This is a genomic window from Streptomyces sp. NPDC111744 (genome assembly GCF_055634995.1).
Genome location: NZ_JBVKCG010000021.1, coordinates 68,606 through 94,163, shown reverse-complemented (window position 1 = coordinate 94,163; position 25,558 = coordinate 68,606). Strand labels below are relative to the sequence as shown.

Sequence of the window (25,558 nt, the reverse complement as noted above, 5' to 3'; positions counted from 1 at the left end):
TTCGTGGTCTATGGGCGGACGAGAAGAAAAGGGGCCGGCGCCGCCCCCCAACCCCCCTCCCCCCCCCGCCCCTCTCTCCTTGCTCACGCGGCCGCCGACGGCTCCCCCGGGACCGGCAAGCCCGCCGTCCGCAGCACCTGCCGTTCGGCGTCCACGGCGAACACCTCGCAACCCGGTCGCGAAGCCGCCCACCCGACGCCCTCGGCACCCATCGCGAACGCGGCCGTGGCCACGGAGTCCGCCTCGGTCAGCGACGAGGCGACGACCGTGAGGCTGAGCAGCCCGGTCGCCGGACGTCCCGTACGGCCGTCGATGATGTGGTCGCCGCGCTCGTAGCGGGCGGACGTGGCGACCGCCCCGTCGGTGAGTTCGAGGACCGTGCACAGCTGGTCGGCGTGCTCGGGGTGCCGTACGCCCACGCGCCAGGGCCCGCCGGAGGCGACCACGTCACCGCCGGCGTTCAGCACGAACCGCTTCGCCCCGGCCGCCGACAGAAGGTCCGCCGCCCGCTGTACCGACCACCCCTTGACCACCGCGCACGGGTCGAGGCCCCGCCCCGGCAGCCGTACGTCGAACGCGCCCCCGGTCGCCAGCCGGTACTCCTCGCACAGCGCGAGCACCTCGGCGAGGTCCGGGCTCACCTCGGTCTCGGAGAGTTCGCCCCGGTCGAGCCGGGAGACCTCGCTGTCCGGCCTGAACGGGCTGAACCGCTCGTCGACCTCGCGCAGCCAGGCGAAGACGGTGTCCGCCGCGCTCTCCGGGACGTCCTCGTCGTCGACACGGAGCGAGACCGGGAAACCCATGACGTGTTCGACTCGGTGCACGGTCAACGCTCAGCCCTTCGCGTCGATCGCGGCCTGGAGGGACTCCCGGTAGCCGTCGCTGGTGATCGTCGCGCCGGACACGGTGTCGATCTCCGCGCTCTGCGCCTTCAGCGTCTCCGAGATGAGCACCGGCACAGCCGCCGCCGTCTGGGGGTGATTCGGCTGCTGGAGCATCTTGACGGCGGTGATCTTGTCGCCGTCGAAGGTCACCTGGACCTGGACGGGACCCTTCTCGGTGTCGAGGGTGGTGCCCTTGACGACCGTGCCCGAAGCGGTGGTCGAGGAAGCCGACGGTGTTGTGACGGACTCGGTGGAGGTCGTCGTACCCCCGACGGACGGCTCGTAGCGCCAGACGGGGATCAGGCCCGCGATGCTCAGGGCGACGACAGGTATGGCTCGCTTCACGGTGTCTCTCTCATCCCGCCAGGCTGAAACGCTCGAAGTGGATCTGCGCCTTGGGCACGCCCAGGTCTCCCAGGGTGCGCAGCACCGCATTCATCATCGGGGGCGGTCCGCACAGGAAGACGTCCCGGTCGGCGATGTTCGGCACGAGCTGGATCAGCTCGCGCGCCGCCAGCTTGTCGGGCACCGGCGGCCCGGTGACCAGGTGCAGTTCGGCGCCCTTGGCGACGGCGAGGTCGCGCAGTTCGTCGTAGAGGACGGCGTCGCGGTCGCTGGAGACGCGGTAGATGACGATCGCGTGGCCTTCGATGTCCTCGAGGAGGGCGCGGATGGGGGTGACGCCGACGCCGCCCGCGATCAGCAGGGACTCGGTCCTGCGGCGGTGCAGGGTGGTGAAGGCGCCGTAGGGACCCTCGGCGAAGACGCGGGTGCCGACCTTCAGGTGGCGCAGGGCGGCGCTGCCGTCGCCGGCGGCCTTGGCGGTCAGGCGCAGGGTGCGGCCGTCGGGGGCGGCGGAGAGGGAGAAGGGGTTCGCCTGCCACCAGCGGTCCTTCGTCAGGAACCGCCACAGGAAGAACTGGCCGGCCCGCGCGCCCAGCTTGTCCAGGTCGCGGCCGGTGACGTACACGGAGACGACGTTGCCGGACTCGGGGACGACCGCGGAGACCCGGAACTGGTGACGGTAGTTGCGCCACAGGGGCAGGATCAGCCGGCCCAGGGCCACCGAGCCGAGCGCGACGCCCCAAAGCGCGTACCAGTACGCCGTCGCGGCGGACGACGAGGTGAACGTCGTACCGACCGCGACCTGGTGGCTGAACGCGAGCACCACGGCCACGTACGTGTACAGGTGGACGAAGTGCCAGGTCTCGTAGGCGAGACGGCGGCGGGCGTAGCGGGCCGAAACGGCGCCGACCACGAGGATGATGCCGAGGGCGACGACCGCGCGGAGCACGCCCTCGGTCGTCTCGGCGAGGTCGACGAGCTCGGTGACCGGGCCGACGCCCGCGCCGTCGGCGTAGCCGAAGCTGATGAAGACGGCGTGCGCGAGCAGCGTCCACAGCAGGGCGAAGCCGGTCCAACGGTGCCAGGAGGTCAGCCGGTCCATGCCGATCCTGCGGTCCAGCCAGGGCAGCCGGGCGACCAGCACCAGCTGGAAGGCCATGATGAGAGCGCCGTAGAGGCCGAAGAAGCGGCCGATGACGATCAAGGCGTTGGAGGCGAAGCCCGCCTGGGCGAAGAAGTAGGCGACCACGGCCGCGTTGGCGGCGAGCACGGCGTACAGGCCCGTGCGGGCCACCACCCTGGGGCGTATCGCCGTGGGGGGCGCAGGGGGCGATTGGACGGTCGTCACGGGTCGGCAGCTCCTTGATCGGGTCCTGGGAGTCGAGCTTCACCCGTGGCTGCTGTCGTTTTCCTGTCGGACGACTTTCAACTGGTTATCGATGTGTTTTCTGTGTGAGCACGGCTCTGGCGTCCGCCGCCGCGTGCCGCAGTATGAGCGGGTGGAAAAAGTACGACTCCTCGTCGTGGACGACGACCCGCCGATCGCCGACCTGGTCGCGACGGTCGCACGGTACGAGGGCTGGGAGGCGGTCACCGCGTACTGCGGCGAGGACGCCCTGGCCCGGGCCACCGAGTTCCGGCCGGACATCGTCGTGCTCGACCTGATGCTGCCGGACGTGGACGGCTTCGGTGTCCTCGACCGGCTGCGGCACTCCGGGACGATGGTGCCGGTGGTGTTCCTCACCGCGCGCGACGGGGTCGCCGACCGGGTCGCGGGGCTGACCCGGGGCGGGGACGACTACCTGGTCAAGCCGTTCGCGGTGGAGGAGCTGATGGCCCGGCTGCGCACGGTGCTGCGGCGCAGCGCGGGGCCCGGCTTCCAGCGCTCGGTCCTCCAGGTGGCCGACCTGACGATGGACGAGGACACCCGTGAGGTGCGGCGCGGCGAGCGGCTGTTCTCGCTGACCCCGACCGAGTTCGAGGTGCTGCGCTATCTGATGCGCAAGTCGCCGACCGTGCTCACCAAGGCGCAGATCCTGGACCACGTGTGGGAGTACGGCTTCGGCGGCCGCTCGAACGTGGTGGAGCTGGTGGTCAGCCGGCTGCGGCGCAAGCTGGACGAGGCCGGCGGGGAACCGCTGATCCACACCGTGCGCGGTTTCGGGTACGTCATACGGCAGCAGGCCGCGGAGTGACCGGCCGGCTGTGGCGCTCGTACCGGAGCATGCGCCTGGGCACCCGGCTGGCACTGGGGCTCGGGGCGCTGGCCCTGGTGGTGTTCGCGGTGGTCGGCACGGCGCTGACCACCTACATGAAGGACTACCTGTCTGCCCAGCTGGACGACCAGCTCGGGCTCGCCCAGGTCGCCCAGTCGAAGAGCATCGCGCAGAACGGCACCCTGCAGGGCAAGAAGTACTACCGCTGGTACTACGCCGTGTACGACGTCTCGCACGGCTCCCCGGTGCTGCGCAAACCCGAGGAGACCACTGATCTGCCGAAGGACATCGGCGACCTCACCTCGGTGGCGAAGGCGCAGATCGCCGCGGGCACCGAGGTGCTGCGCACCAGGAACCTGACCGGGGAGGGCGAGTACCGGCTGCGCGGCTGCGAGGTGGAGCCGGGGGTGGTACTGGTCAGCGGCGCGCCGATGGGCAGCATCGACGACACGGTACGACAGCTGGTCACGGTCCAGGTGGTGGCCTTCGGGCTGGCGCTGCTGACGCTGGTGGGTATCGGCCGGCGGTTGCTGCGGCACGGCCTTGAGCCTCTGAGCGACATGGCGCACACCGCCCATGGCATCGCCTCGCACAATCTGACGGAGTCGGCGGCCCGGCTGCCGCTGCGCGCGGCCAAGCGGGGCGGCGGCCCCGAGGTCGAGGAGCTGCGCACCGCGTTCAACACGATGCTCGAACACATCGACCGCTCCCTCGCCGTCCGCGCCGAGGCCGAACAGCGGCTGCGCCGCTTCGTCGCGGACGCCTCGCACGAGCTGCGCACCCCGCTGATGTCGGTGCGCGGCTACGCCGACCTCTTCCAGTACGCGGCCGCCAACGCCCCCGGGGAACGCGACAAGCACCTGGCCCGGCTGCGCGCCGAGGCGGCCCGGATGGGCATCCTCCTGGACGACCTGCTGCTGCTCGCCCGGCTGGACGCGGCCGAGATGGAGGCCCCGCTGCGGCTGGAGGACGCCGACCTGGCGGAGCTGGTGCGGGAGGCCGCGGACGCCTTCCGCGCGGCGCACTGCGACCATCCGCTGGCGGTGACCGTCGGCCCGGACCCGGTCCCGATCCGCCTGGACCCGGTCCGTGTCCGCCAGGTCCTGGACAACCTCCTCACCAACGCGGCCGTCCACACACCCGCCGGCACGCCGGTGTCGGTGACGGTCGCGGTGGCCCCCGACTCGGTGACGGTGAGCGTCACCGACCAGGGGCCCGGCATCCCGGCCGCCGACCGGGCCCGGGTCTTCGACCGCTTCTACCGCGTCGACAAGGCCCGCAGCCGCGACCGTGGCGGCAGCGGCCTCGGTCTGTCGGTGGCGCGGGCGCTGGTGGAGGCACACGGCGGGACCATCGGGCTGGGCGACGACGGCCCGGCGGGCACGACCGTGTTCACGCTGACCCTGCCCAGGCAGCGGCACAGTGGCGGCGGCCATCTGGCTCACCGTCACGAGCCCGGCGTCCTCTCCTCCTCCGGCACGGACGTGAAACCACCCTGACGGGGATGCGGGCGGGCCGCCAGGACCGCGACGTCGTCCTCGGCGTTGCGGGCGTCGAGGCGGGTGAGGATGGACTCCAGGAGGGCGTCCACGCCGACGGCAGGGCTGAAGTGCAGGTCCGCGAGGCGGTTCAGGGAGCGGTCGATGTCCTCGCCTCGGTGTTCCACCAGACCGTCCGTGAAGAGGACGAGGGCCTGGTCGGGGTCGAGCTGGTGGGTGGCCGATTCGTAGCCCCCGAAGCCGGTGCCCAGAGGCGGGCCGACGGGGACCGGCAGGAGGGTGGTCCGGCCGTCCGCGGCGATCAGGGCGGGCGGGAGATGGCCGGCGCTGGCCAGGGTGACCTGGCGGCGGCTCGGGTCGACGCGCACCAGCAGACAGGTGGCGGGTCTCCGGTCCGCCTCGTTGGCGGCGATGTCGTCCATCTGGCGCAGCACCCGGTGCGGGGGCAGCTCGGAGGAGGCGATGTAGCGCAGCAAGGACCGGTAGGCGTTCATGTCGACGGCGGCCTCGAGGCCGTGGCCCATCACGTCGCCGACGACGAGCAGCGTGCGGCCGAAGTGCAGCCGTACCGTCTCGCACCAGTCGCCGCCGACCAGCACCCGGCCGCCGGCCGGGAGGTAGCGGATCGCCACGTCCAGGTTGGGGTGCGGCCGGCCGGGCTCGGACAGCAGGGCGCGTTGCAGGTCGCCGGCGGTGCGGTTGACGTCCTCGTACTCGCGGGCGTGCCGGATGTGGGAGGCGGCGCGTTCGGCGAGGAGGGCGAGCAGCTCGGCCTCCGCACGGACGAAGGCCATCCCCTCGCGGGCGCAGACCAGGACGCCGTACTGGTCGAAGCCGCTGGTCAGGGGCACGCACACGGCCGGGCGGGTGCGGCTGCCGGCCGGGCGGGACAGCCAGGGGTCCACCCAGTGGTCGGCCGCCGGGGAGCCCGCGTCCCGGGCCACCGCGGTGGCCCAGCGGGCGTCGGGCAGCAGATCGGCGTCGCCGGTGATCGACTCGTAGCCGGAGACGGTCTCGCCGACCCGCCGCATCACGGCCGATCCGCCGCCGGTCAGCCGTACCGCCGCCCGGGTCAGTTCCGTGCAGGTCGTGGACTCGTCGAGGGTGGTGCCGATGCCGGCCGCGGCCGTCCGCGACGCCCTGAAGGGCGCGGAGGGGTCGGCGCCCGCGGTAGGCCCGTCCGCTGACCCCGGGCCCTCGGCGGACGCGGGCCCCCTGCGGGACTGGAACCATCGCGCTACACCCGACACCCTCACAGAATGTCAAACAGGGCCGAAGGGGGCACCAGCCACTCGCGTCGCACGTCCCCCGGATGTGGTTCGCCGGGGCGGTGGGCGCTCCGGTCGTGGCGGACGACGGCCGTACGTACCCGTCCCCGGGCGTTCCCGGTGAGCGGCTCGGTGGTCTCGTACACCGGTTACGGCAGAACGGCGGGCGCGGGCGGGCGGTGCCCCCGTGGAGCCACCGGCGGTGCCGGCCTCAGGCCGCCGCGGGCCGCTCCCCGGACTCGATGCCGACCGTGGCCGCCTGCCCGCCCCTGCCGCCCAGGGCGATCACGCCGAGCAGGCAGCAGACGAGCGCTGCGATACCGCAGACGACGTAACCGACGGCGTAGCCGTTGCCGAGGACCTCCAGGGCGATGGGGGCCGCGCCGCCGGGCGGGGAGGAGGCGGGTACGGAGTTGACGGCGAGCGGCCCGCCCTCGGCCGCGACCTCGCCGGCCGCCGCCTTGACCTGGGCGCCGAGGCCGGAGCCGGCGAGCTTCCGGGTGAACTCGTCGGCGGCCCGGCTGAGCGCGATCGCCCCGATGACGGCGGGGCCGAGGGTGAATCCGAAGTCCCGCAGCAGGCTGGTCGAGGCGCTGGCCATGCCCGCGTAGTGGACCTCCACGGTGTTGACGGCGGTCGCAGTGATCGAGGAGACCGTGAGCGCGAACCCGATGCCGACCAGTCCGATGGGCAGGATCAGCGAAGTCAGGGCGCGGTCGTGGATCGACAGGGTGGCTGCGAGGAAGTCCCCGGCCGCCATCAGGGCCAGGCCCGCGCCCAGCACCCAGCGCGGGCTGACCTTCTCCAGGAGCCGGGAGATCAGCGGCAGCAACAGCAGGGTCCAGGCGTTGAGGAGGACGAACGCGAACGAGCCGCGCAGCGGGCTCTGGTGCTGGATCGGCCCTAGCCGGATGCTGGTCGCGTACGCCGTGCCGAGGTAGCTGAACATCCCGACGACGGCGACGAACGAGGCGACCGCGAAGGCCCGGTTCCGGAAGAGGTCCAGGCGCAGCAGCGGGGAGGCGGCCCGGTTCTCGGCGGCGATGAACAGACCGAGGAAGACGGCCGCGACCAGGTAGGCGACCACCACCGGGGTCGCGGTCCAGCCGTCCGAGGGGCCCTGGATCACCGCGTACAGCAGGGCGAACATGCCGATGCCGATGGTGATCTGGCCGGTGAGGTCGAGGGAGCGGCCCTCGGGCGCGCTGGAGTTCTGCGCGAGCAGCCGGCTGAGCAGCGTACTGATCACGGCCAGTCCGGTGACCACGACGAAGGCCCAGCGCCAGGAGCCGTAATTGCCGGTGATGCCGCCGAGCACGGGCGCGACGAACCCGCCGCTGGAGAGGGCGGCGGCCCAGATCGTGATCGTCCGGGCGCGGTCGCGTGCCGTGTGGGTCCCGGCGGCGATCACAGCGAGCGAGGTGGGGAACAGCGCGGCCGCGCCGAGACCGGCGACGGCCTGGCCGACCCAGAGCAGGTGGATGCCGGTGCTGGCGGCGGCCAGCGCCTCGCCGACGACGAGCAGCGCGCCGCCGCCGACCAGCAGCTGCTTGCGCCCGAAGAGGTCGCCGAGGACACCGAAGGTCAGCTCCAGCACGGTGACGGGCAGCAGGAACGCGTCCGAGATCCAGGTCAGCTGCGACCCGACGGGATGCAGGTCCTCCTGGAACAGCCCGTTCAGGGTGGCCGGCATGGCGAGGGCGATCTGCGCCAGACAGACCGCGAAGCAGCCGGCGACGAGCGTACCGACGGGCAGCGGGCCGGAGGGGCTGCGAAGGGGGGTGGAGCCGGATTGCGAGCGCGTTTCAGTGGACACGTGTGCTCCCCTTTGAGCGGTCTTGCGTGAGATACGACGGACCTGCCCGGATAGGTGGATGCGGCAGATACGCGGGGACGACGGCGCCGAGAACGCGACGAATGTAAGGCACTTTTTTCACGTCGGTCAATGGACTGCCCAATATCTACCTCGGGGCACACGAGAACACCCCGCGTCCCAGGAGGGAAGCGGGGTGCGGGGGCGGCAGCCGGTCGCCGGCAGGCGCGCGGGGGTGTCAGCCCTCGACCGGCGTCCAGACCGCCGCGACCAGGTCGAGCAGGCCGGGGAAGCGTGCGTCGAGGTCGTCGACGCGGACCTGGCTGCGCCGCTCCAGGCCGTACTGGCGCTGCCGGGTGACGCCGGCCTCGCGCAGGGCCTTGAAGTGACGGGTCAGCACAACGTGGGCGGTTACGTCCCGGCGGGTCTGCTGCCGGTCTCGGCCGGCTACCTCAGTGACGCCATCGGGCTGACCGACGGCGCCACCGTGTTCGCCGCCGTCCTGATGACCCTCGCCGTCATCGGCGGCCTGGTGGTCCTCGCCTCCCGGCGCCGGGGCGCCGAGCCGGCGTGAACGACGGCGACCAGCCGCGACTTCAGCTCTCGTCGGCCGTCAGCCGCAGCGAGATCGAGTTGATGCAGTACCGCTGGTCGGTCGGGGTCGCGTACCCCTCGCCCTCGAAGACGTGCCCGAGGTGCGAGCCGCACCGCGCGCACCGCACCTCGGTGCGCACCATCCCGTGCGTGCGGTCCTCGATCAGTTCGACCGCGTCGGTGTCCTTCGGGTCGTAGAAGGACGGCCATCCGCAGTGGGACTCGAACTTCGTGGTGGAGGTGAACAGCTCGGCACCGCAGGCGCGACAGGAGTAGACGCCCTTGGTCTTGGTGTCGGTGTACTCACCGGTGAAGGCCGGCTCGGTCGCCGCCTGACGCAGCACGGCGTACTCGGCCGGGGTCAGCTCCGACCGCCACTGCTCGTCCGGCTTGTCGACGTCGTACGACATAACTCTCAGCCCCTTACTTCGCCAGGCGTTCCAGGATCCTCGGGCCCAGGTCGGTCACATCGCCCGCGCCCATGGTGAGAACCAGATCACCGGGCTTCGACATTCCCGCGATCACGGAGGGGACCTCGTCCTTGTCGTGCACGGCGGTGACGTCGGCGCCCGCGGCCCGCGCCGCCTCGATGATCAGCTCGCTGGTGATCCCGGGGATCGGGTCCTCGCGGGCCGGGTAGATGTCCAGGACCGCCGACGCGTCCGCGAGGGCCAGCGCCTCGCCCATCTCCTTGCCCAGCTCCTGGGTGCGGGAGAACAGGTGCGGCTGGAAGACGACCAGGATCCGGGCGTCCCCGGCGGCGGCGCGCATGGCCTCCAGGTCGGCGGTCATCTCGGTGGGGTGATGGGCGTAGGAGTCGATCACCTGGACGCCGGCCGCCTCGCCCTTGAGCTGGAGGCGCCGCTTTACGCCCGTGTACGCGGCCAGCGCGGGCGCCAGCTCGGCGGCCGGGACCCCGAGGGCCACACCGGCGGCGAGCGCGGCGACGGCGTTGTGGGCGTAGTGCCGACCGGGCACGGAGACCGTGAAGGTCAGCTCGGTCCCGTCCAGCACGACGGTGACCTCGCTCTTCAGGCCCTGCGGTACGACGGACAGCACCCGCACGTCGGCATCGGCGGCGTCGCCGTAGGTCACCGTCCGCACCTTCCCGGCCAGCCGCCGGGTCAGCTCGCGCGCGCCCTCCTGATCGGCGCTGATCACCAGCGTGCCGCCGGGCACGATCCGGCCGGCGAAGGTCTCGAAGGACTCGTAGATCTCGTCCATCGAGGCGTAGTTGGCGTGGTGGTCGAGCTCCACGTTGAGGACGATGGCGACCTCGGGCGCGTACTTGTGGAAGCTGCGGTCCGATTCGTCCGCCTCGGCGACGAAGATCTCGCCCTCGCCGTGCAGGGCGTTGGAGCCGGGGGCGTCCAGGTCGCCGCCGATGGCGTACGACGGCTCGCGGCCCAGCTCGGTGAGCGAGACGGCCAGCATCGAGGTGGTCGTGGTCTTGCCGTGGGTGCCGGCGACGGCGATCGGCCGCAGGCCGTCCATCAGGGCGGCGAGGGCGTCCGAGCGGTGCACCACGGGGATGCCCAGCTCTGCTGCGCGCGCCAGCTCGGGGTTGTCCTTGCGGATCGCCGACGACACGACGACACAGCTGACGTCGTCGGCGAGGTGCCCGGCCGCGTGCCCGATGTGCACGGTGACGCCGAGCGCCCGCAGCGCCTCGGCGGTGGCCGACTCCTTGGCGTCGCTCCCGGCCACCTCGGCTCCGCGCTGGGCGAGGATCTTGGCGATCCCCGACATCCCGGCGCCGCCGATGCCGATGAAGTGCGGTCGGTCCATGGCGGAAGGAAGGCCGGGTGCCATGCGCTGTTCTCCCCAGGTGTGGTGCGGCAGTGAGCTGGCCCCCCTGAGGGGGCGCGCCCAAGCCTAAGCCGCGGGTTCAACAATCTCTGACAGGCGGCTTCGTCACGCCTTGCTGTGCGAGAACAGCTTCAGCACCGGCACCCCCACCTTGTGCCGCGCCCGAGACGCCCAGTCCCGGTGGAAGAACTCCTCCACATAATGCGGATCGGTCAGCACGATCACCTCGTCCGCCCCTACCTCGTCGACGATCGCCTTCAGCGCATCCAGCGGATGGTCCTCGACCATCCGCCCCTCCGCCGAGCTCGCCGCCGCCCGCAGTGCCGTCAGGGACACGTCCAGTGCCTGTGCGGCCAACGCCTGCGCGGCATCCCCCTCCGGCGTCTCGCCCTCGCGAGCGGCTTCGTCCAGTTCGCCGAGCGCGATGTCGTCGATGGCCCGCAGCAGGCGGTCCGCCTGGTCGCCGCGCGGCTGGAGCAGCACGTGGAAGGAGACCTGCTCGTCCCCGTGCAAGGTGGTGACGAACTCCACGTCGGCGGACGTCAGGGCCTTCTCGATCATCAGAACGCTTGTGAACACCAGGCGCCTCTTCTCCTGAGAGGGTCACGTGGACCCTCTGTCCTCCCTGGGGCCTAGTAGCCCTGCGGAAACCATCCTGCCCCGTGATCGCACGGGTACTACCGGATTCAGTGTGCCCTTCGGAAGCCAAGCGGAACGGTAGATTCCGCTGTGTTCAGAACCGCTGGTAGCGACTGAACAGGAATCCGGCCTCCTCCAGCAGGGACACTAGTTCGAAACGCCTGGGCACGGTGACACCGGGTCCCCCGGAAATGCGCTGCGCTCCCCCCGCCGTGAGCATCGGCGACATCGTCAGGCACAGCTCGTCGAGGACACCGGCGGCGATGAACTGACCGAGCAGCCGGGGTCCGCCCTCGGTGAGCAGCCGGGTGTGGCCCAGGCCGGCGAGGGCGCTCACCGCGCGGGCGGGGTCGACGCCGACGCCGTCACCGGCGACCACCACCCGGGCGCCGGCCTTCTCGGCGGCGGCGACGCGGTCGGGGGCGGCGGCCGCGCCGGTGAGGATCAGCGTGGGGACGAGAGGCGAGGTGAACAGCGGCAGCGCGAAGTCGAGGTCCAGGCTCGCGGTGACCACGGCGACCGCGGGGGCCTCGCTCTGTCCCGCCGCCGCCCGGGCCCCGGCGAACTCCGCACGCGCGCGGGCCGGCCGGTACCCCTCCTGCCGTACCGTTTCCGCACCCACGACCACGACATCCGCGAGCGCCCGCAGGGTGCCGAAGATCCGCATGTCGGCCTCGCTGGAGATGGGCTGCGACCGCCCGTCGTGCTGGGCGGCGCCGTCGAGCGTGGACACCATGTTGGCCCGCAGCCAGACCTCCCGCCCGGCGGGATAGGCATAGGCAAGGGCAAGCTCGGCGAGGCTCCACTCCCGATCGGCGAACCCGGAACCGGCCGCACCGTCACCCGCCGCAGCGCCCCCGAGTCCTTCCCCCTCGGCCGAACCGCGGGAGGCCCGGGCTGCTGTCTCTTCGGTCACAGGGAACAGGCGTCGCATGTCGTGCAGTGTGGCACGGCAACTAGCATGGGGAACCGTGTCCTCTTCTCCCGCCGCTTCCGAGGTCAGCCCGATAGCCGACGCGGCCCCGCTGTCCCTTTGCGCCCGCTCGCCGCACGTCCCCGCGGACCGGCTGGTCGCCGAGATGGTGCCGCCGCCCCGTTTCGACTCGGTCCGCTTCGCCACCTACATCCCGGACCCGAACCAGCCCAGCCAGACCGAGGCCGTACGGGTCCTGGAAGGCTTCGCGGCCGGTCTCGGCGGGGCACACGCGGCGGCCGGCGGCAAGCGCGGCTTCTTCGGCTTCGGGAAGGCCAGGGCGCCGAAGACCCCGGCCGGGCCACGCGGCGTCTACCTCGACGGCGGGTACGGCGTCGGCAAGACCCACCTGCTCGCCTCCCTCTGGCACGCCACCCCGGCCGAGCCCGCGCTGAAGGCGTTCGGCACTTTCGTGGAACTGACCAACCTGGTCGGCGCCCTCGGCTTCCAGCAGACCGTGCAGACCCTCTCCGGCCACCGTCTGCTGTGCATCGACGAGTTCGAACTGGACGACCCCGGCGACACCGTCCTGGTGTCGACGCTGCTGGGCCGGCTGGTCGACGCGGGTGTCGCGCTCGCCGCCACCTCCAACACCCTGCCGGGCAAGCTCGGCGAGGGCCGGTTCGCGGCGGCCGACTTCCTGCGGGAGATCCAGGGCCTGTCGGCCCACTTCCGCGCCCTGCGCATCGACGGCGAGGACTACCGTCACCGCGGCCTGCCCGAGGCGCCGGCGCCGTTCTCCGAGGAGCAGGTGACCAAGGCGGCGTACGCGACGCCGGGCGCCGCGCTCGACGACTTCCCGCAGCTCCTGGACCACCTGGCCAAGGTGCACCCCAGCCGGTACGGCGCGCTGACCGACGGCGTGACGGCGGTCTGCCTCACCGATGTGCGGCCGGTGCCGGACCAGTCGACCGCGCTGCGGCTGGTGGTCCTCGCGGACCGGCTCTACGACCGTGAGGTCCCGGTCCTGGCCTCCGGGCTGCCGTTCGACAGGCTGTTCAGCGGGGAGATGCTGAACGGCGGCTACCGGAAGAAGTACTTCCGCGCGATATCCCGGCTCACCGCCCTGGCCCGGGACGCCAAGGGGCTCGTCGCCGCCGACTAGCGTCCCTTATTCGATCAAGACCGCCAGGTCAAGAGCCCGATCGAGCCACCCCACCGGCATTTTTCACGCTCTCTTCGGCTCGCAACACCGAGTTAACCCTGCAAAGGACTTTGCAGGGTTAACGTGTTTCTTGACCAACCATTGACCTGTGCTTGGTGCACACAAGAGGCGCGAACTGCTGCGAGGGGGGCTCATGTTCCGAGGTACGACGACCCGGACCGTGCTCTCGCTCCTGGCCGCCGCCCTGCTCGCCGTCCAGTTCTTCGCGCCCGCGGCAACCTTCGCAGCCGCGCACACGCTCAGTCATGTCGAGGCCAAGGCCCAGCTTGGTCCGAAGCCCTCGGCGACGTTCGTGCGCGACGGCTCGCACACCCCTCGCGACCACACCCTCCGCGACCACGGCCTCTGCGGGGAGCCACCCAGCCCGCCGCGGACCGCCGACCGCCAGCGCACCACCACCGCCGGCTGCGCCGACGACCGTCCGCTCACCGCCCGGCACACCGAGGCGATACCGGCCTCGGTGGTTCCCGCAGAACAGCGTCAACGCACGTCAGGACCATCCAGAGCCCACTCGCCGGCCGCGCTTCAGGTCTTCCGCTGCTGAGCGACGGGTTCCGTCTCGGCTCGTCACCCCCCCCACAACCGTCGTGCAAGCCCGACGCGCCATCTCGGCGCGCCAGGAGGAGTCCACACACCATGCAGCCCCTCATCGACAACGCCCGTACGTTCGGACAGCGCCCTGAGGAGTTCGCCAAACTCGCCGAAGGCCAGTCCCCGCAGGTGCTGTTCATCACCTGCTCCGACTCCCGGGTCGTCCCGGCCCTGATCACCGGCGCCCGCCCGGGCGAGCTCTTCGAGCTGCGCACCGCCGGCAACATCGTCCCCCCGTACGCCTCGGAGCACCCCACCAGCGAGGCGGCCACCATCGAATACGCCGTGGAGGTGCTCGGCGTCCGCGACATCGTCGTCTGCGGGCACTCGCACTGCGGCGCCGTCGGCGCGCTGGTGCGCGGCGACGACCTGACCGCCGTACCCGCCGTACGGGACTGGCTGGCCCGTGCCGAGCCGCGCCCGACCGGCGCCGTCGAGGACCCGGCCGTCGCCGAGGGCGTGCAGAACCATGTGCTCGCCCAGCTGCTGCGGCTGCGCTCCTACCCGTTCATCGACAAGAAGCTGGCGCAGGGCGAACTGACCCTGCGCGGCTGGTACTACGAGGTCCACACCGGTGCCGTGCGTGAACACCGCGCCGACACTGACGCGTTCGAGACCCTGTGAGCGTCGCGATGACCAGGTTCCCTTACATAAAGCAGGACTTCACCGCCTCTCTCGTCGTGTTCCTGGTCGCGCTCCCGCTGTGCGTGGGCGTGGCCGTCGCCTCCGGTGTACCGGCCGAACTCGGCCTGGTCACCGGCATCGTGGGCGGTCTCGTCACCGGGATGCTGCGGGGCAGCAGCCTCCAGGTGTCGGGGCCGGCCGCCGGTCTGACCGTGCTCGTCTTCGAGGCGGTGCACGAGTTCGGGCTGCCGGTGCTCGGCGTGATCGTGCTCGTCACCGGCGTGCTCCAGATCGCCATGGGCGTTCTGAAGCTGGGGCGCTACTTCCGGGCCATCTCGGTCTCGGTGGTCGAGGGCATGCTGGCCGGAATCGGTCTGGTCCTGATCGCCGGTCAGCTGTATCCGGCCCTCGCCGTCAAGGCCCCCGAGTCGGGGCCCGGCAAGATAGCCGGACTGCCCGGGGCGTTCGCGGACGCCCTCGGGGACGGGGAGGCGCTGGCCTCGCTCTCCCTCGGCGCGGGCACCGTCGCGGTCCTGGTGCTGTGGAAGTACCTTCCGGCGAAGGTGCGGACGGTCCCCGGACCGCTGGCCGCCGTCGGTCTCGCCACCCTGGCCGCGTTCTTCCTGAGCCTCCCGGTCGCCACCGTCGAGGTACACGGGCTGCTGGGCTCCGTGCAGCCGCCGCCGCTGCGCGCCTTCGGCGAACTGGCTGGCTTCGGCGTGATCGGCACGATCGTCGCGTTCACGCTGATCGCGTCGGCCGAGTCGCTGTTCAGCGCGGCCGCCGTGGACCGGCTGCACAACGGTCCGCGTACCCAGTACAACCGGGAGCTGATCGCCCAGGGCGCGGGCAACGCGCTCTGCGGAGTGCTCGGCGCGCTGCCGATGACCGCGGTGATCGTGCGCAGCGCGGCCAATGTGCAGGCGGGCGCCCGGACGAAGGCGTCCCGGGTGCTGCACGGCGTCTGGCTGCTGCTGTTCGCGGCGCTGCTGCCGGGCGCGCTCGGCTACATACCGATCCCGGCGCTCGCCGGAGTCCTGGTCTACTCGGGCGCCAAGCTGATCCCCGTGCGGGCACTGGCCGCGCTCTGGCGTGAGCACCGGGGCGAGGCACTGATCCTGGTCGTCACCGCGGTGTCGATCGTGGCGGTCAGCATGTTCGAGGGTGTGCTCATCGGACTGGCCCTGTCCATCGTCAAGACCGCGTGGGAGGCCTCGCACATCAGGCTGGAGGTGGTCGACAAGGGCGCGGGCCCGATCGACGCCCAGCTGTCGGGCAACGCGACCTTCCTGCGGCTGCCCAAGATCCTCGACAGTCTGGAGGCGCTGCCCCAGGACCGCCCGATCCGGCTGGACCTGTCCGGGCTGCACCACCTTGATCACGCCTGCCGGACCGCGCTGGAGAGCTGGGCCGCACGGCACAGCGATGCCGGCACGGAACCGGTGAAGGTCACGGCACCGGTGAAGGTCAGCGCCGGCTCGGTCGTGACCACCCGGGTCACGGCCGTCTGAACCGGCGGCCGCTCCCGGGCCGGGGTGCCGACGCCCCTCGGCATCCCGGCCCGGACCCTCCATCCACACGGCAATGGCCCCGACCGTCCCGCCGGGCATATCGTTACAGCAACAGGCATATCGGACCTCTTTACCTGGGGGTCGTGATGATTCAGGAGCTGCTGGTCGCGGTGGTGGCGGCGCTGTGCGCAGGCGCGCTGTACCTGGCCGCGGGGGCGCGGGTCGTCAAGCAGTACGAGCGGGGCGTGCTGTTCCGGCTCGGCCGCGTCACCGGTGACGTACGGGCGCCGGGCTTCAATCTGGTGATCCCGTTCGTGGACCGGCTGTACAAGATCAACATGCAGATCGTGACGCTGCCGATCCCGGCCCAGGAGGGCATCACCCGGGACAACGTCACCGTGCGCGTGGACGCGGTCGTCTACTTCCGGGTGGTCGACGCCGTGAGCGCGCTGGTCAAGGTCGAGGACTACAAGTTCGCCGTCTCGCAGATGGCCCAGACCTCGCTGCGGTCGATCATCGGCAAGAGCGACCTGGACGATCTGCTCTCCAACCGCGAGCAGCTCAACCAGGGCCTGGAGCTGATGATCGACAGCCCGGCCGTGGGCTGGGGTGTGCAGGTGGACCGGGTCGAGATCAAGGACGTGTCGCTGCCGGACACGATGAAGCGCTCGATGGCCCGCCAGGCCGAGGCCGACCGGGAGCGCCGGGCCCGGATCATCAACGCCGATGCCGAGTTCCAGGCCTCGAAGAAGCTGGCCGAGGCGGCCCAGCAGATGGCGGGTACCCCGGCGGCCCTGCAACTGCGGCTGCTGCAGACGATCGTGGCGGTGGCCGCCGAGAAGAACTCCACCCTGGTCCTGCCCTTCCCGGTGGAGCTGCTGCGCTTCCTGGAGCGGGCCCAGCAGCCCACTCCGCACGGCGGCGCCGAGCTCGGTCTCTCCGACCTCTCCGGACTCTCCGAAGTCTCCGAACCGGCTCCCCCGGACCCGAGCGAAAGGCCTGCCCGTGCCGAGGAAGCACCAGAAGCGTTCGGACGACAGGGACCCCGATCTGCGTGAGCTGCTCCGCCTCCCGGTGGGCGAGCGGCCCGACCTGGACGCCCACCGGGCCGACGCCCGCCCCGCGGGCCCCGATGACAAGGACGCCGCCCGCACCGCGACGGCCGAACTGGGCGACCTCCTGGCCGGCCTCCAGGAGCGGCTGTGGGCGGCGGGAACGGCAGGCGACCGGCGCCGGGTTCTCCTGGTGCTCCAGGGCATGGACACCAGCGGCAAGGGCGGCACGGTCAAGCACGTCATCGGCCACCTCGACCCGGCCGGCTGCCGGGTCCACGCCTTCAAGGCCCCCACCGACGAGGAACGCCGCCACGACTTCCTGTGGCGGGTGCGCCGGGTACTCCCCCGGCAGGGCGAGATCGGCATCTTCGACCGCTCCTACTACGAAGATGTCCTGGTAGCGCGAGTCCGCGGCCTCGCCCCGCCCAGGGAGATCGAGTCCCGCTACGGCTGGATCAACGACTTCGAGCAAGAGCTGACCGACGCCGGCACGACCGTCGTCAAGTGCTTCCTGCACCTCTCCTACGGCGAGCAGAAGCGCCGCCTCCTGGCCCGTCTGGACAACCCCGACAAACACTGGAAGTTCAGCCCCGGCGACATCGAGGACCGGGCGCTGTGGCCCGCCTTCGAGGAGGCGTACGAGATCGCCATGGAGCGGTGTTCGACCCCCGCCGCGCCCTGGTACCGGGTCCCGGCCGACCAGAAGTGGTACCGCAACTGGGCGATCAGCCGCCTCCTTCTTGAGCATCTGGAGGAGCTCGACCCGCGGTACCCGAAGGCGGACTTCGACGTGGCCGAGTGCCGGGAGCGGCTGCTGAGGGCCCCGTGACGGAACAGCCGCCGCCCGGGTGACCCCGGCGGCCACGACGCCGCGCCACCCAAAAAAACCGGACAATCCGACCTACGTTCATACGGTGATCCGACCAGTACGCCGTCTTACCGGTATGACCGCCGCCTGCGTCGCCCTCGGCGCCGCGCTAGCCGCCTGCGGCACCTCCCAGGCGCCCCACGCCGGCCCCCCGGCCCCCGCCAGGCCCGCCCCCGCCGCCAAGCCGCCCACGCTCCCCGCCACCCCGGGCGGCCTGGCCCCCGTCTTCTCGAACGGTCCGCGCACCCTGGGCAAGACCGTCGCCCTGACCTTCGACGCCGACATGACCGCCGACCAGGGGCCCCGCGCGGCCGCCGGCGAGCACTTCGACAACCCCGCGCTGATCGCCACCCTGCGCAGACTGAAGGTGCCGGCCACGGTCTTCATGACCGGCCGCTGGGCCGACGAGTACCCGGACCAGGCCCGCTCCCTCGGCCACGACCCGCAGTTCGAGGTCGCCAACCACTCCTACAGCCACTACGCGTTCACCGACGACTGCTACAGCCTGCCGACCGTCCCCGCCGCGAACATGAAGTCGGACGTGGAGCGCGCCTACGCCGCGCTGCTCAGGGCGGGCGTGCCGCATCCGATGCCGTACTTCCGTTTCCCCGGCGGCTGTTACGACCAGCAGGCGCTGCGCGCGGTCGGCGGGCTCGGGGTCACCGCGGTGCAGTGGGACGTGGTGAGCGGCGACGCGTTCGCCACCGACGCCGACGCCGTGACCAAGCAGGTGCTGGACGGGGTGAAGCCGGGCTCGGTGGTCGTCATGCACTGCACGCGCAGCGCCGCCCCGACCACCGAGCAGGTGGTCCGGAACGTCGTACCGGAGCTGCGCAAGCGGGGCTTCCGGTTCGTGCGGGTGTCCGAGCTGATCGGGGAGACGCCCGGTCACCGCTGACCGTCCTACGCTGGAGGTATGAGCGACGAGGGCTACTGCACGATCACCGAGGCCGCGAAGCCGCCGAAGGCGCAGGGTCCGCCGTACGCGGAGTGTGTGCTGTGCCGGGAGCCGACCGAGTACCCGGAGTCGTACAAGGGCGTCACGATGTGCCCCCGGTGCGAGTGGCAGGAGGCGCAGCGGACCGCCTGCTCAGGATGAGCGGCGGCCGTTGAGGACGCAGGCCACGGTGAAGGCCGCGGCGGTGAGCAGGGCCGCCGCGGCCGCCGGCAGCGGTGACACCGGGACCCGGCCGGACTCCGAGCCGGAGACCAGACCGCTGACCACCGCGTGCGCCGGGGAGCCCGCGACCACCACCGCGAGCAGCGCGGCCAGCAGCATCGTGGGCACCGCCCGGCCCGGTGAGCGCAGCAGCGGCCGGTTGGTGAGCGCGCCGACGGCGCTGCCGAGCAGCGCACAGGCGAGGGTCGCGAGGAGACCGGCGGCTCCGGCCCGCAGGGGCGGTACGACGAGCCGGTGGTCGTCGGTGGCGTGCCGGCTGATCACGGTCACGATCAGGGTCGCCGCCGTGCCGAGCAGCGCCGCGGCGGTGAGGGCGGTCAGCAGGGCGGCCAGATGAGCCCTGACCGGGCCCCGAGCCGCCGTGACACAGGCGCGGGCGGCCGGCGGCTCGTTGGTGACACAGATCCGTACCAGCCAGGCGGCCACCGGCAGCAGCGCGGCGGCCGTGTAGCCGAGCGAGTCCAGCACCGGCTGACCGCTCTGCACGCCCACGCCCAGGAACGCGGCGTACAGGATCACCGGCGGCAGCCAGCGCTGGGAGCGCAGGAGGAGTGCGGTCTGGTAGCGCAGGAGTGCGGTCATGGGCGGGCTTTCTCGTCCGGTGGGACGTCCGAGGGGCTGACGGTGACCACGTGCCAGGGCGGGTGGGCCGTGAGGAGGGCACGCAGGACCACGTCCGAGTGGGACGTGGGAACCGTAAGACGGTAGGTGCCCGGGGCCGGTTCCTCGGCGGAGGCCGCCGTGCGGGTCGCGTCGGCGGGCAGACGGCCCCCGGCGGGACCCCGGACGGTGACGACGGTGTGCGGGCCGATGGGCGAAGTCGCCTGCGCGGTAAGGGGGTTTGAGAGTGCCGTCGACTACCTGGTAGGTCGCGTCGGGCGCGCCCGCAAGGCGCCGTGGATCGTGATCGACGAACACGACGGCACCCCCGGCGGCGGTCCGCTCGGCGACGGCCCGCTCCAGCTCCGCGCGCGCCTCGGCGTCCAGGCCGGTCCAGGCCTCGTCGAGGACGAGCAGTTGGGGATCGGCGAGCAGGGACTGGGCGACCGCGACCTTCTGGCTGGTGCCCTTGGAGAGCTGGGCCATGGGCGTGTCCGCGTAGGCCGCGGCGCCGAACCGCTCCAGCCACTGCGCGGCCCGGCTGGTCGCCGTGCGCCGGGAGAGGCCGTGGACGGTGCCGAGGTGGGTGAGATAGCCGAAGGGCGTGAAGGGCAGGGCCGAGGGGAAGCGCTCGGGCACGTACGCGGTGCGGGGGCGGCCGCTGACACGGCCCTCAGTGGGAGTGTCCAGGCCGGCGACGAGACGGAGCAGGGTGGACTTGCCTGTGCCGTTCGCTCCTTCCACTCGGGTGAGGGTGCCGGGGGTGATGGTGAGGTCGACGCCTCTTAACACCCACGGGCCGCGTATGCCGTAGCGGCGGCCTACGCGGGCCAGTTCAAGATCACGGTGCATGAGGGTATTTTCATCCGGGATCGGGGTGTGGGTTGCGCGCCCCTTAGGGTGTTCAGGTGAGCGCTCCCTTCCAGGTCTCGGCGAACAGTCGCGACGAAGCACCCCAGTTCGTACTGCCTCTTGTCGTGCGGATCGAGAAGTCGGCACCTCCGGCCCGTACCGACGCTCTTGAAACCGCCGCGCGGGCGGTGCTGACCATGCTCAGTGATGAGCGGGCCCTTGGGAACGGGGAATGGGCTCAGGCGATTCGGGACTGGGAGGACGCGCGGATCCGGAAGGTCGTGCGGCGGGCCCGGGGCTCCGAGTGGCGGCGGGCCGGGGAGTTGCCCGGGATCACCCTCACGGGGAAGTCCGCCGAGGTACGGGTGTTTCCGCCGGTTCCCCTGGACGGGTGGCCCAAGGAGCTGGCGAAGTTGCAGGTGTCCGGGACCGAGCTGGACGATCCCGAGCCGCCCGCCGACGCCGACCGGGGGCAGGCGGTGCTGTGGCTGAACCCTGAGTTGGAGATGTCGGCGGGGAAGGCGATGGCGCAGGCCGGGCACGGGGCCCAGCTGGCCTGGTGGGCGCTGTCGGAGGAGGAGCGGGGGACGTGGCGCGAGGCCGGGTTCCCGCTTGCCGTGCGGACCGCCGATCCGGCCGAGTGGAGTGAACTGACCGCCGGCGGACTGCCGTTGGTGAGGGACGCGGGGTTCACCGAAATCGCGCCAGGCAGTTGCACGGTGGTCGCGGACCATCCGGCACTGCGCTGACCTCGGCTCTTTTACGTCCCCTTGGAAACTTTGCCGTTTGTTTGAACACCGTCGCCGTCGCACCCGTACGTCCAGGCACTGAACCAGCGACACGGGGAGGCATCCCTTGCGGCGTTTCAACGGTACGGCCATGATCATGGCGGCCCTCGCCACCACGCTCGGCGCGCTCGCCTGTCCCGTGTGGTCGTACGCCGACCGCTCCGGCACCGGGCAGGCGAACCTGGCGGCGGGGACCGTGGCCACCCAGTGGGGTCCGCTGTCCGCCTCGGACCGCGATCTGATCGTGCGGGTCCGGCTGGCCGGCCTGTGGGAGCTGCCGGCCGGGCAGCAGGCCATCGAGCGGGCGCCGAGCGCGGCGCTCAAGGAGGCCGGCGACCATCTGATCGTCGGCCACACCGACCTGGACCGGCGGGTCCGGATCGTCGCGGCGCAGCTGGGCGTCGAACTGCCCAACGTGCCCAACGAGCAGCAGCAGGGCTGGCTCCAGGAGATGTCGGCCGCGACCGGCGCGGAGTACGAGTACAAGTTCGTGAATCTGCTGCGCGCCGCGCACGGCAAGATCTTCCCGGTGATCGGGGCGGTACGGAACACCACCCGCAACAGTCTCGTTCGACAGCTGGCCTCGGACACCAACCAGACCGTGCTGGACCACATCACGATCCTGGAGAAGACCGGGAAGGTCGACTTCGAGGCGATCGCCAACGAGATAGCCAACTCCACCACGGCGAGCCCGACCGGCCCGGCGGTGCCGGCGCCGGGGCTGGTGGTGCCCTCCGCGCCGGCCGCGCAGGCCGACGGTGGCGTGCGGGTCACGTCCAGGCCCTCCCCCGGCGCGCCGGGCACGGTGAACACCGCGCGCCCGGACCCGGTGGACTCGCCGGGTGTGCTCGGCGGGTAGCCGATCCAGCTCCCCGGAGCGCGGGCCGGAACCTCAAATGTTGCTCTGAAGCGGCAGGCAACGAGGTTGGCGGACGCGCTCCGGGGCCATACCCCCGGCAATCGGAGAACGAGGGGGAGGACCATGACCCTGGAGCGGCTGGGAACGGGCATCGGCTGGCGGCCGGAGATCGCGGACGCCGTGGAGCGCATGCCCGGCATCGACTGGGTCGAGGCCGTCGCCGAGAACATCTGCCCGGGCCACCTCCCCGACTCGCTGCGACGGCTGCGCGAGCGCGGGGTGACGGTCGTACCGCACGGTGTCTCCCTGGGCCTCGGCGGTGCGGACCGCCCGGACGAGCACCGGCTCACGGCGCTCGCCGAACGGGCGGAGGCGCTGGGCTCCCCTCTCGTCACCGAACACATCGCGTTCGTCCGCGCGGGCGGCCCGCTGACGGCCTCGCCGCTCCTGGAGGCGGGCCATCTGCTTCCCGTGCCGCGCACCCGGGACGCCCTCGACGTCCTCTGCGAGAACATCCGTATCACGCAGGCCTCGCTGCCCGTGCCCCTCGCCGTCGAGAACATCGCCGCGCTCATCTGCTGGCCGGGCGAGGAGATGACCGAGGGACAGTTCCTGTACGACCTCGTCGACCGCACCGGGGTACGGCTGCTGATCGATGTGGCGAACCTGCACACCAACCACGTCAACCGGGGTGAGGACCCGGCCGAGGCGCTCGCCGAACTCCCCGTAGAGGCCATCGCCTACGTCCATGTCGCGGGCGGCTTCGAGCGGGACGGCGTCTGGCACGACAGCCACGCCCACCCGGTGCCCCCGGCGGTCCTGGACATCCTGACCGGCCTCGCGTCCCGGGTCACGCCGCCGGGGGTGCTGCTGGAGCGGGACGAGAACTTCCCCGAGCCGGCCGAACTGGAGCGGGAGCTGGCGGCGATTCGGGGCGCGATGGCGGCGGGGGGCGCGGACACCGGCGGGCGGTTCGATCCGCCGGCACGGCGGCCCGCCTCCGCGGTGACCGAGGCCACCCGGCAGCGGGTAGGCCTCGCCCAGGCCGCGATGCTGTCGTCGCTGGTCGGGGGCACACCGGTGCCGGAGGGTTTCGACCGGGGGCGGATGCGGGTGCAGGCGCGGGCACTGGCGTCGAAACGAGCCGACGTGGTGGCGAAGGTGGCACCGGAACTGCCGGAGATCCTGGGTGACGCGTACCGGCCTGCGTTTCTGGCGTACGCGCAGGAACGGCCGATGACCGGGGGGTATCGGCGAGACGCCCTGGACTTCGCGGGACGGCTGCTGAGCGACGGCCGCCCGGACGACCGGACATCCCATCGCCGCCTGGAGAAGTGGTGGCAGGCCCGAGCGGGGGAGACACCTCGACGAAGGGCGTTGCTGCGGCGGGGGTAGGGCCTGGGCCGGGGGGCGCTTACCGGCGCCGGCAAGGTGCCTCCCCCGGAGGGGGTACCCCCAGCGCCCACCCGCGCCGCCCCAGCGGCACGACTGCCCGCAGCCAGGTCTTTCAGGGGCGCGGGGAACTGCGCGATCAGCCCCCACCGGGCCGCACCCGACCTCCGGCCCGGCCCCCCGCCGCACGCCCTCGGTAATATGCCAAGCCCGCACAGCGAAGCCTTAGCCGTGCGGTGCAGGAGGCATCATGCGAGCGCGTCCCCGACCCCCCGTCCAAGGCCGAGGCATATTCAGCGGTACCTGGCTGATCATCACCTGTCTCGCGGCGACCCTCGCCGCCCTGGTCTTCCCGATCTGGTCGTACGCCGACCGCTCGGACCCGACCGGCGCGGTGAACGTGCTGAGCGCCCAGACCGTGTCGACCCGCTACGGCCCCCTGTCCGCCCTGGACCGGGACTTCATCGTCAAGGTGCGGCTCGCCGGGCTCTGGGAGCTGCCGGCCGGGGAGCTGGCGGAGCAGAAGGGCACCACCCAGGCCGTACGGACCGCAGGGCAGCACCTCGTCGACGGCCACGCCTCCCTCGACGCACACGTCCGCAGCGTCGCCACCCAGCTCGGCGTCCCGATCCCCAACCAGCCCAACGACCAACAGCAACAGTGGCTCGCCACTATGACCGCGGCGCAGGGGCAGGACTTCGACCGGCAGTTCGCGAACATCGTGCGGCTGGCCCACGGCCGGGTCTTCTCCGTCGTCGCCCAGGTCCGCGCCGGCACCCAGAACACCCTCGTCCGTGATCTCGCCGACGACGCCAACACCACCGTCCTGGACCACATCAAGGTCTTGGAGACGACGGGTTACGTCGACTTCGCCACCCTCGCACAGCAGCTGTCGGTCACGCCCTCCCCCGCGGTCTCGCCGCCGGTCTTCGCGCCGAGCGACGCCATCCCGGTCGTACCGTCACCGGCCCCGGCCTCGGCGCCGTCCCCTACGTACCCGCTGCCGCCCGCCGCCTCCAGCCCGCCGCCGCCCAACGCCCCCTGACCTGCACGGGAATCGGAACGTCACATACCGGCAACGCTCGGTCCGGAATATGAACAGGGCATGGCGTTTCCCAAGCCCCTGGCATAGAAACGCGTCATGTTCTGGGTCCTTCTCCTGCTCCTGGCCTGGGCCGTCGCCGGCACCGCCTGCACTCGGCTGTGCCTGGCCGCCGTACGCACGGCGGCCACCGACACGGACACGGGCCGAGGACACGATCTGACGCTGTACGAGGCCGCGTTCCTGTCCGGCGGGCCCGCGCGGGTCGCCGACCTGACCCTGGTGTCCATGGCACGCCAACAGCGGCTGCTGCTCGCGCACACCGGCTGGGCGACCGTCGTGGACCCGCGTGCGCGGGACGAGATGGAGCGCTCGGTGATAGGTGCCATCGGGCCCGAGGGGCAGTCGCGGATAGCGCCGGTGCGGTCGGCGGCGGCCGACGCGGACGCCGTGCGGAGTCTCGGCGAGGGACTGGTGCGGGCGGGGCTCGCGGTGCCGGACGCGGCGGCGCGTACGACGGTCGCGTCGGGCGTGCGCCAGGTCCGGGCCGCCGCACTCGCCGTGTTCGGCCTGGGGGCGGCCGCACTCGCGCTGCCCGCCCCGACCGAGATGCCCCGCGACCTGGTGGCCGTGTGGTTCGCGCTGCCGCTCACCCTGACGCTGAGCTGTCTGGCCATCGCCCGTGTCGAGGTGCACCCGTACGCGCGCTGGGCCTCCCCGGCCGGGCAGCGGCTGCTGGGCGTGCTGCACCGGCGGACGAACCGCGCGGCCGACGACCACTCGTTCCTCGCCTCCGTCGCCGTCCGCGGCATCCGCGCGATCGGGGAACCGGAGCTGCGTGCGGCCTTCGCACACCGGGACCAGCTCCCGCGGGAGTGAGCGGGGGCGTATAGGGGCATTGGCGCCGACACCGGCCGATGGTGCTTGCCTTAGTCGGCAACCGGTCGAAATATCCCTTTTACTGCTGCCGTGCAGTCGCTGCGGTGCCGTT

General features: G+C 72.0%; 25 protein-coding genes and 3 pseudogenes. 16 read left to right on the top strand and 12 right to left on the bottom strand.

The window, feature by feature from the left end; genetic code table 11:
* Positions 1–83: 83 nt before the first annotated feature.
* The 3 genes from ACZ7OO_RS34355 to ACZ7OO_RS34345 are packed head-to-tail and all read right to left on the bottom strand — an operon-like array spanning position 84 to position 2,577.
* Entirely contained in the window at positions 84–824 is a 741-nt protein-coding gene (locus tag ACZ7OO_RS34355; protein WP_471511024.1) for an FAD:protein FMN transferase, read from the bottom strand.
* Positions 825–833: 9 nt separating this feature from the next.
* The gene (locus ACZ7OO_RS34350) at positions 834–1,229 is read right to left on the bottom strand and encodes an FMN-binding protein (protein ID WP_471510926.1); all 396 of its coding nucleotides are present in this window, start codon (positions 1,227–1,229) and stop codon (positions 834–836) included.
* 10 nt (positions 1,230–1,239) lie between these two features.
* Complete coding sequence (locus tag ACZ7OO_RS34345; RefSeq protein ID WP_471510924.1) at positions 1,240–2,577, bottom strand: ferredoxin reductase family protein; 1,338 nt, start codon at positions 2,575–2,577, stop codon at positions 1,240–1,242.
* Between the two features lie 151 nt (positions 2,578–2,728).
* Between ACZ7OO_RS34345 and ACZ7OO_RS34340 the strand changes: the two genes are divergently transcribed.
* A complete protein-coding gene (locus tag ACZ7OO_RS34340) occupies positions 2,729–3,424 on the top strand; it encodes a response regulator transcription factor (RefSeq protein ID WP_471510922.1) in 696 nt (231 codons plus the stop codon).
* Positions 3,421–4,944: a sensor histidine kinase gene (locus tag ACZ7OO_RS34335; RefSeq protein ID WP_471510920.1), complete on the top strand. Its 1,524-nt coding sequence runs from the start codon at positions 3,421–3,423 to the stop codon at positions 4,942–4,944. The genes ACZ7OO_RS34340 and ACZ7OO_RS34335 overlap by 4 nt, the downstream gene beginning before the upstream one ends.
* On the opposite strand, the gene ACZ7OO_RS34330 is transcribed toward ACZ7OO_RS34335, so the two are convergent.
* The 3 genes and pseudogenes from ACZ7OO_RS34330 to ACZ7OO_RS34320 form a co-directional block, all read right to left on the bottom strand.
* Positions 4,893–6,194, bottom strand: coding sequence for a PP2C family protein-serine/threonine phosphatase (locus tag ACZ7OO_RS34330; RefSeq protein WP_471510918.1), 1,302 nt, complete (start codon positions 6,192–6,194; stop codon positions 4,893–4,895). The genes ACZ7OO_RS34335 and ACZ7OO_RS34330 overlap by 52 nt on opposite strands.
* 229 nt (positions 6,195–6,423) lie before the next feature.
* The gene (locus ACZ7OO_RS34325) at positions 6,424–8,028 is read right to left on the bottom strand and encodes an MFS transporter (protein ID WP_471510916.1); all 1,605 of its coding nucleotides are present in this window, start codon (positions 8,026–8,028) and stop codon (positions 6,424–6,426) included.
* A 235-nt stretch (positions 8,029–8,263) separates the two neighbouring features.
* Positions 8,264–8,422: pseudogene (locus tag ACZ7OO_RS34320) on the bottom strand (ArsR family transcriptional regulator); the annotation flags it as partial.
* A gap of 6 nt (positions 8,423–8,428) precedes the next feature.
* Here ACZ7OO_RS34320 and ACZ7OO_RS34315 point away from each other — a divergent pair.
* Positions 8,429–8,599 (top strand): annotated as a pseudogene (locus tag ACZ7OO_RS34315) (MFS transporter); the annotation flags it as partial.
* Positions 8,600–8,621: 22 nt separating this feature from the next.
* Here ACZ7OO_RS34315 and msrB read toward each other — a convergent pair.
* The 4 genes from msrB to ACZ7OO_RS34295 form a co-directional block, all read right to left on the bottom strand.
* On the bottom strand, positions 8,622–9,029 hold the full coding sequence (gene msrB, locus ACZ7OO_RS34310) for a peptide-methionine (R)-S-oxide reductase MsrB (protein WP_471510914.1): 408 nt from the start codon (positions 9,027–9,029) through the stop codon (positions 8,622–8,624).
* A gap of 13 nt (positions 9,030–9,042) precedes the next feature.
* Positions 9,043–10,431: a UDP-N-acetylmuramate--L-alanine ligase gene (gene murC, locus ACZ7OO_RS34305; protein WP_471510912.1), complete on the bottom strand. Its 1,389-nt coding sequence runs from the start codon at positions 10,429–10,431 to the stop codon at positions 9,043–9,045.
* A 102-nt stretch (positions 10,432–10,533) separates the two neighbouring features.
* On the bottom strand, positions 10,534–11,007 hold the full coding sequence (locus ACZ7OO_RS34300; protein ID WP_471510910.1) for an indole-3-glycerol phosphate synthase: 474 nt from the start codon (positions 11,005–11,007) through the stop codon (positions 10,534–10,536).
* 154 nt (positions 11,008–11,161) lie between these two features.
* On the bottom strand, positions 11,162–12,001 hold the full coding sequence (locus ACZ7OO_RS34295) for a pyrimidine reductase family protein (protein WP_471510908.1): 840 nt from the start codon (positions 11,999–12,001) through the stop codon (positions 11,162–11,164).
* 37 nt (positions 12,002–12,038) lie between these two features.
* Between ACZ7OO_RS34295 and zapE the strand changes: the two genes are divergently transcribed.
* The 8 genes from zapE to ACZ7OO_RS34255 all read left to right on the top strand — a co-directional run bounded on the left by zapE (position 12,039) and on the right by ACZ7OO_RS34255 (position 18,953).
* Entirely contained in the window at positions 12,039–13,145 is a 1,107-nt protein-coding gene (gene zapE, locus ACZ7OO_RS34290; RefSeq protein ID WP_471510906.1) for a cell division protein ZapE, read from the top strand.
* A gap of 193 nt (positions 13,146–13,338) precedes the next feature.
* Complete coding sequence (locus ACZ7OO_RS34285; RefSeq protein ID WP_471510904.1) at positions 13,339–13,749, top strand: hypothetical protein; 411 nt, start codon at positions 13,339–13,341, stop codon at positions 13,747–13,749.
* A gap of 92 nt (positions 13,750–13,841) precedes the next feature.
* A complete protein-coding gene (locus ACZ7OO_RS34280) occupies positions 13,842–14,420 on the top strand; it encodes a carbonic anhydrase (protein WP_471510902.1) in 579 nt (192 codons plus the stop codon).
* 8 nt (positions 14,421–14,428) lie between these two features.
* Entirely contained in the window at positions 14,429–15,931 is a 1,503-nt protein-coding gene (locus tag ACZ7OO_RS34275) for a SulP family inorganic anion transporter (RefSeq protein WP_471510900.1), read from the top strand.
* 146 nt (positions 15,932–16,077) lie between these two features.
* Positions 16,078–16,989, top strand: a complete 912-nt coding sequence (locus ACZ7OO_RS34270) for a slipin family protein (RefSeq protein WP_471511022.1) — start codon at positions 16,078–16,080, stop codon at positions 16,987–16,989.
* Positions 16,937–17,815 (top strand): PPK2 family polyphosphate kinase, encoded by an 879-nt coding sequence (locus tag ACZ7OO_RS34265; protein ID WP_471510898.1) that lies wholly within the window; start codon positions 16,937–16,939, stop codon positions 17,813–17,815. The genes ACZ7OO_RS34270 and ACZ7OO_RS34265 overlap by 53 nt, the downstream gene beginning before the upstream one ends.
* A gap of 85 nt (positions 17,816–17,900) precedes the next feature.
* Positions 17,901–18,752, top strand: a complete 852-nt coding sequence (locus ACZ7OO_RS34260; protein WP_471510896.1) for a polysaccharide deacetylase family protein — start codon at positions 17,901–17,903, stop codon at positions 18,750–18,752.
* 18 nt (positions 18,753–18,770) lie between these two features.
* The gene (locus tag ACZ7OO_RS34255; protein ID WP_471510894.1) at positions 18,771–18,953 is read left to right on the top strand and encodes a hypothetical protein; all 183 of its coding nucleotides are present in this window, start codon (positions 18,771–18,773) and stop codon (positions 18,951–18,953) included.
* On the opposite strand, the gene ACZ7OO_RS34250 is transcribed toward ACZ7OO_RS34255, so the two are convergent.
* Together ACZ7OO_RS34250 and ACZ7OO_RS34245 are read right to left on the bottom strand one after the other, a co-directional pair.
* Positions 18,945–19,616, bottom strand: a complete 672-nt coding sequence (locus ACZ7OO_RS34250; RefSeq protein WP_471510892.1) for an ABC transporter — start codon at positions 19,614–19,616, stop codon at positions 18,945–18,947. The two genes, ACZ7OO_RS34255 and ACZ7OO_RS34250, sit on opposite strands and share 9 nt — an antisense overlap.
* A pseudogene (locus ACZ7OO_RS34245) lies at positions 19,613–20,486 on the bottom strand (ABC transporter ATP-binding protein). The gene ACZ7OO_RS34250 and the pseudogene ACZ7OO_RS34245 overlap by 4 nt, the downstream one beginning before the upstream one ends.
* Before the next feature lie 56 nt (positions 20,487–20,542).
* Here ACZ7OO_RS34245 and ACZ7OO_RS34240 point away from each other — a divergent pair.
* The 5 genes from ACZ7OO_RS34240 (at position 20,543) to ACZ7OO_RS34220 (ending at position 25,446) form a co-directional block, all read left to right on the top strand.
* The gene (locus tag ACZ7OO_RS34240) at positions 20,543–21,235 is read left to right on the top strand and encodes a peptidyl-tRNA hydrolase (protein WP_471510890.1); all 693 of its coding nucleotides are present in this window, start codon (positions 20,543–20,545) and stop codon (positions 21,233–21,235) included.
* 106 nt (positions 21,236–21,341) lie between these two features.
* Complete coding sequence (locus tag ACZ7OO_RS34235; RefSeq protein WP_471510888.1) at positions 21,342–22,133, top strand: DUF4142 domain-containing protein; 792 nt, start codon at positions 21,342–21,344, stop codon at positions 22,131–22,133.
* 129 nt (positions 22,134–22,262) lie between these two features.
* Positions 22,263–23,528 carry an MbnB/TglH/ChrH family RiPP precursor modification enzyme gene (locus ACZ7OO_RS34230; RefSeq protein WP_471511020.1) on the top strand — a complete coding sequence of 422 codons (1,266 nt, stop codon included), beginning with the start codon at positions 22,263–22,265 and terminating at the stop codon, positions 23,526–23,528.
* A gap of 247 nt (positions 23,529–23,775) precedes the next feature.
* Positions 23,776–24,570: a DUF4142 domain-containing protein gene (locus tag ACZ7OO_RS34225; RefSeq protein WP_471510886.1), complete on the top strand. Its 795-nt coding sequence runs from the start codon at positions 23,776–23,778 to the stop codon at positions 24,568–24,570.
* 96 nt (positions 24,571–24,666) lie between these two features.
* Positions 24,667–25,446 carry a TIGR04222 domain-containing membrane protein gene (locus ACZ7OO_RS34220; protein WP_471510884.1) on the top strand — a complete coding sequence of 260 codons (780 nt, stop codon included), beginning with the start codon at positions 24,667–24,669 and terminating at the stop codon, positions 25,444–25,446.
* Positions 25,447–25,558 lie beyond the last annotated feature (112 nt).

What these genes read in the sequence shown, in the direction of transcription:
- msrB (WP_471510914.1), bottom strand. Translation starts at nt 9,029, where the DNA reads ATGTCGTACGACGTCGACAAGCCGGACGAGCAGTGGCGGTCGGAGCTG.
- murC (WP_471510912.1), bottom strand. Translation starts at nt 10,431, where the DNA reads ATGGCACCCGGCCTTCCTTCCGCCATGGACCGACCGCACTTCATCGGC.
- ACZ7OO_RS34295 (WP_471510908.1), bottom strand. Translation starts at nt 12,001, where the DNA reads ATGCGACGCCTGTTCCCTGTGACCGAAGAGACAGCAGCCCGGGCCTCC.
- ACZ7OO_RS34285 (WP_471510904.1), top strand. Translation starts at nt 13,339, where the DNA reads ATGTTCCGAGGTACGACGACCCGGACCGTGCTCTCGCTCCTGGCCGCC.
- ACZ7OO_RS34280 (WP_471510902.1), top strand. Translation starts at nt 13,842, where the DNA reads ATGCAGCCCCTCATCGACAACGCCCGTACGTTCGGACAGCGCCCTGAG.
- ACZ7OO_RS34275 (WP_471510900.1), top strand. Translation starts at nt 14,429, where the DNA reads ATGACCAGGTTCCCTTACATAAAGCAGGACTTCACCGCCTCTCTCGTC.
- ACZ7OO_RS34270 (WP_471511022.1), top strand. Translation starts at nt 16,078, where the DNA reads ATGATTCAGGAGCTGCTGGTCGCGGTGGTGGCGGCGCTGTGCGCAGGC.
- ACZ7OO_RS34255 (WP_471510894.1), top strand. Translation starts at nt 18,771, where the DNA reads ATGAGCGACGAGGGCTACTGCACGATCACCGAGGCCGCGAAGCCGCCG.
- ACZ7OO_RS34250 (WP_471510892.1), bottom strand. Translation starts at nt 19,616, where the DNA reads ATGACCGCACTCCTGCGCTACCAGACCGCACTCCTCCTGCGCTCCCAG.
- ACZ7OO_RS34225 (WP_471510886.1), top strand. Translation starts at nt 23,776, where the DNA reads ATGCGAGCGCGTCCCCGACCCCCCGTCCAAGGCCGAGGCATATTCAGC.
- ACZ7OO_RS34220 (WP_471510884.1), top strand. Translation starts at nt 24,667, where the DNA reads ATGTTCTGGGTCCTTCTCCTGCTCCTGGCCTGGGCCGTCGCCGGCACC.